This window comes from Nocardioides sp. (assembly GCF_035429765.1).
In the GTDB taxonomy this organism is placed as follows: Bacteria; Actinomycetota; Actinomycetes; order Propionibacteriales; family Nocardioidaceae; genus Nocardioides.
In genome coordinates, this window is the sequence record NZ_DAOMFK010000274.1 from 1 (window position 1) to 3,126 (window position 3,126).

Sequence of the window (3,126 nt, forward strand, 5' to 3'; positions counted from 1 at the left end):
CAACGCCCCCTGGCTCGTGGCAGGGGCGCTCCACGCGGGCACCGCGACCTCCAGCGACGCGAGCGTGTACGCACTCCACGGCGAGGGCCCGCTGCCGCCGCTGCTGGCCGGCCTCACTCTCGGCGGCATCTGGAACACCGAGGTGGTCCCCGCCTCCCGCGACGGGCTGCTGGCCTGGGTGTCCCTGGCCGGGCTGGTGGCGCTGGCCGCGGCCGGAGCGCGGACCTGGTGGCGGCGGGCGCGGCGCGGTCCCGGTCCCGGTCTGGTCGTGTGTTGGGGGGTGGGGCTGACCGCGGCGCTGCTGCCGGCGCTGCTGCCCGGGGCAGTGGACCAGCTGGCCGCTCTGGTCCCCGGGCTCGGTCTGGTCCGAGACAGCGCCCGCTTCCTCGCCCTGTGCGCACCGCTGGTGGCGGTGCTGGCCGGCACGGGCGCCGAGGTCGCGCTGCGCCGGGTCCCGCACCCGGGGCCCCGGGCCGCACTGGCCGGCGGCCTGGTGCTGCTCCCCGTGATGGTGCTGCCGGACCTCGCCTGGGGCGTCGGGGGTGCGTTGCGACCGGTCGAGTTCCCGTTGGGCTACGCCGCGGCCCGGACCGCGCTCGCGTCGGCGGAGGAATCCCGGCCGGGCGACGTCGTGATCCTGCCGTTCACCAGCTACCGGGCTCCGGCCTGGAACGACCACCGCAAGGTGCTTGCGCCGCTCGGGAGGGTGCTCACCCCCAACGACGTGACCAGCGACGAGCTCAGCGTGTCCGGACGGGTGCTGGCGGGAGAGGACCCGCGCGGTCCCCGGGTCCGCGCCGCGCTGCGCCGGCCCACCCCGCAGGAGCGCTCCACCGCGCTCGCCGCACTCGGCATCCAGTACGCAGCGGTCGACCCCGGGGACCCTGTGCTGCTGGCCGGGCGATCCCTGGTGGCCGGGCCCGACGTACGGGTGGTCGAGCTTGCCGCCACCGCCGTGCCCAGGGTGGTGGCCAGGCGCGACCGTGCGGTCCTCGCGATGGCGTGGACCGCCTGGTTGGGCCTGATCTTGGCGGCTGTCGCCGGCCTCGTCCGGGTGCGGTCGCGAGCAGCCGGACGAGGCGGACCACTCGATACCGGGGATGTTGCCCGTCGGTGATAGTGTCGCCCCGGGTAGCCTAGGGAGGGGTCCGGTCGTGGGTATCGGCAGCATCATCGGCATGATCGTCAGTGTCCTCGTCGGCGGCACGGTGGCGACGGTGACCTTGTTCGGTCTGATCAACGGGCAGGTCAACGGGCACGCAGACCGCGTGGGGGACGTCAGCAGTCCCACCATCGACTACGGCTCCACGGAGTGACCTGACCCCACCTCGTCCTGGGCGCTGATCCGCCGTCCCTGCACGGCGGCCGCGACCACGTGCGCGAAGGCCGCCTGGGAGTGCTCCCAGGTGAACTGCCGGCTGTGGTGCCGTGCGCCCGCCGCGAGCCGCGCCCGGTGGTCGGGGTCGGTGAGGACCGACCCGAGTGCCGCGGTGAACTCCGCCAGGGTGTCCACGAGCAGACCGGAGCGCCCGTCGGCGATCGACTCCCGGGTGCCTCCCGCGCTGCGGTAGGCGACGGTGGGTGTCCCGTGCATCCCGGCCTCGCCCACGACCAGGCCCCAGCCCTCCTTGAGCGAGGGGAGCGCCATCACCCAGGAGCTCTCGTAGACCTCCTGCTTGCGCACCTCGTCCACGTGACCTTCGAACACCACGGTGTCGCCCGCGTCCTTCGCAGCGGCGTACGCCCTCAGCTCCGACTCCCACCACCCCGAGCCCACGACGTGCAGCCTCAGGTCGGGCAGCCGCTCGCGCAGCCCCACCGCCGCGTCGATGGCGTGCTCGACCTGCTTGTGGGGAACCAGCCGCCCGACCACGCAGATGCTCGGGTTCGCCGACTTCCGGGAGTCCACCGCGAGGACGGGGTCGGTGCCGTTGTGGACGACCGCGACGCGGGACCCGTCCACCCCCAGCTCGCCCAGCTCCTCCCGAGTGGCGCGGGAGACCGCGACGTACTGGCAGCGTCGGTAGAGCCAGGGCGCCAGCCTGCTCTCCACGAACCAGCCGACCCGTCCCGGAAAGCCCGGGTAGACGACCTGCCACTGCTCACGGTGCACGTGGTGCACGAGCACCACCACCGGCTTCCCGGTGATCGCGCGGCTCAGGAACGGCATCCCGTTCTGGACGTCGACGACCACGTCGACGGGCCCGAGAGCACCCGACCGCAACGCCGCCAGCCCGCGGGAGTACACGGTGAGCTTCGAGCCGCGACGCACGAACCGCACTCCCGCGATCGTCTCGTCCGGGGCGGCCCCGGGGTAGGCCGCGGAGAAGAATGTCACCCGGCAACCGCGTTGGGCCAGCCCGAACGCCATCTTCTCCAGGTACAGCTCCGCGCCGCCGCCCTCCGGGTTGCCGGTGTCGCGCCAGTTCAGGAGCACGACGTGCAGACCTGGCAGCGGATCGGCTTCGGAGTCGGACACAATCCCCCACGCTAGCGGGTGGTCACCGCCGCCTGGACGCGCACTACCCTCGGGTAGGGTTCGCGGGTGCCGATCAGAGACCGAGGACTGCCCTCGCCCTGGTCCGCGACGCTCGGTCGCTCGGTCCGGCTGTTCGCCGACTTCCGGCACGAGCAGGACGACCCGGCCAGGTTCTACTCGTCGCTGGCAGCCGACTCGACCGGCCAGCTGGCCGGCTACCTCGACCTGGCCGGGGCCACCGTGCTGGACGTCGGCGGCGGGCCGGGCTACTTCCGGGACGCCTTCCGCCGGGCCGGGTCGACCTACCTCGCCCTCGACGCCGACGTCGGCGAGCTCTCGGGCCTGGGTGGCATCGCCGCAGGCACTGTGATCGGCGATGGCATGCGACTGCCCTTCCGGGACGGCTCGGTAGACCTGTGCTACTCCTCCAACGTGCTCGAGCACGTGCCCGACCCGTGGCGGATGGCCGACGAGATGGTCCGGGTGACGCGGCCCGGTGGCATCGTCTTCCTCTCCTACACCGTCTGGTACGGCCCCTGGGGCGGCCACGAGACGTCTCCGTGGCACTACCTCGGCGGGGCCCGTGCCCGCCGGCGCTACCGACCGCGGGACGGGCGGGAGCCGAAGAATAAGTGCGGCCAGTGCCT

4 protein-coding genes are annotated in these 3,126 nt (G+C 73.4%); 3 read left to right on the plus strand and 1 reads right to left on the minus strand.

Going from position 1 to position 3,126, the window contains the following annotated elements:
- Both PLP61_RS16005 and PLP61_RS16010 read left to right on the plus strand, forming a co-directional pair.
- Window positions 1-1,117 (plus strand): MmpA family trehalose lipid delivery protein (locus tag PLP61_RS16005; protein ID WP_502889094.1); only part of this gene is annotated, 1,117 nt, incomplete at its 5' end.
- A gap of 37 nt (window positions 1,118-1,154) precedes the next feature.
- Window positions 1,155-1,316, plus strand: a complete 162-nt coding sequence (locus tag PLP61_RS16010; RefSeq protein ID WP_324503757.1) for a hypothetical protein — start codon at window positions 1,155-1,157, stop codon at window positions 1,314-1,316.
- On the opposite strand, the gene PLP61_RS16015 is transcribed toward PLP61_RS16010, so the two are convergent.
- Window positions 1,298-2,479 (minus strand): glycosyltransferase family 4 protein, encoded by a 1,182-nt coding sequence (locus PLP61_RS16015; protein WP_324503758.1) that lies wholly within the window; start codon window positions 2,477-2,479, stop codon window positions 1,298-1,300. The genes PLP61_RS16010 and PLP61_RS16015 overlap by 19 nt on opposite strands.
- 66 nt (window positions 2,480-2,545) lie before the next feature.
- Here PLP61_RS16015 and PLP61_RS16020 point away from each other — a divergent pair.
- A partial coding sequence (locus PLP61_RS16020) for a class I SAM-dependent methyltransferase (protein WP_324503759.1) occupies window positions 2,546-3,126 on the plus strand: 581 nt, incomplete at its 3' end.